This window comes from Anaerophaga thermohalophila str. Valhall (genome assembly GCF_000250735.1).
GTDB classification, from domain to species: domain Bacteria; phylum Bacteroidota; class Bacteroidia; order Bacteroidales; family Marinilabiliaceae; genus Anaerophaga; species Anaerophaga thermohalophila_A.
Map to the genome: position 1 here is coordinate 1 of NZ_AHZV01000262.1, position 1,361 is coordinate 1,361.

General features: G+C 37.7%; 1 protein-coding gene. It reads right to left on the bottom strand.

Annotated features, from left to right (window positions below):
- A partial coding sequence (locus OQ5_RS21180; RefSeq protein WP_016778119.1) for a hypothetical protein occupies window positions 1-1,037 on the bottom strand: 1,037 nt, incomplete at its 3' end.
- Window positions 1,038-1,361 lie beyond the last annotated feature (324 nt).

Consider the following 1,361-nt stretch of genomic DNA (forward strand, 5'->3'; position numbering starts at 1 on the left):
ACCACGCTATTATGTGTATTCAAAAATTCATAGCGCACAAAAGGAAATAGTTGCATTTCGGAATTTGAAGACCGCAAAACATCATATCCGGCTTCGATATAATACCCCGTCATAGAACTGCCTACATCATTCATTATGCCATTCTCCGCAGTAAATGCATTATATTGATCCGAATTTGATAAGGCTGAATAATAATACTGTCCTCGTATCTGTAGCGCATCGAAAGTATATCTGATATCTAATCCAATCATCGAAACCCCGACTACTGAGGAATCTGCCATAGCCAATGCAGCTCTGTTATTATCATCTATTCCGTCATACAGTGTGCTTTGGGTCTTCCCAAAATAACCCGACAGACCGATATTTAAACCTCTGATTCCATAATATTCAACTTTACCTGCAAAGTTTGGTGAACTTATATAAGATTCTGCTCCTTTCTGACGTCCTTTTCGAAGTCCGTTTTCCCCGTTCAGCTTAGCAACCCCGTCATAACCGTTAAAACCATTCATAACATAGGCCTGGTATTTAACGGAAGCCGCAAGAATATTACCGGTTATGCCAAACCCTATTTCCCGCCATGTAGTGGGTGCAATGTATTTATCAATCAGCGGCCGCTCAACACCATTAAATGTCGTGGGTTCATGATACTCGTTTATTATCCCCATAGGTACAAGCATTAAGCCTCCTCTTAAATTCAGAAAACGATTGATTTTATGTTGCAGAAAGGCCTGCTCTACATAAACTTCTTTAACATGTTCAAATTCCAGTTCTGTAACAAATTGTGTCTTTGAATTAAAATTGTACCCTAACAACATTACAATTCGGTGAACATCCATTTTTCCGTTACTCTTTATTTCAGAGTCCAAAAGTTGATTATAATGGACTTCTCCATAGCCTCCGACAATCAATCTGCTATCGCCTAACAAGATATTTTCGGCTGAGTTTTTATAAACACCGGATGCATCAGTCCCGGTCTGAGAATGGACAATAACACTTATCAGCATCAAAATCAGAATAAAGAAACCTCTTACCATCATCTATGTTTTTTTTAAGTTTTAACAAATTCTGATTGCAAAACTACAACGGTGGTAGGATTCCTGAAATCCCAATTTTTTGGTATTTTATGGCTATTGACCGTAATAGATCGTTAGAATTTTAGATGTAAGATGGATTTTTTCAACCTTGATACACTGCATTCTAACAAACATACCTCTCCATATTCAAACAATTGGCCTACATCGCATTGCAAAAATTTAACAGAGTATTGAACCGGGCAAAATGAAATGGATTTAATCAAATCCTGTATTTATGAGTATTCTTAATACTTTTAGACAGTCCGGAGGCAGGCTCGCTCTAACCTG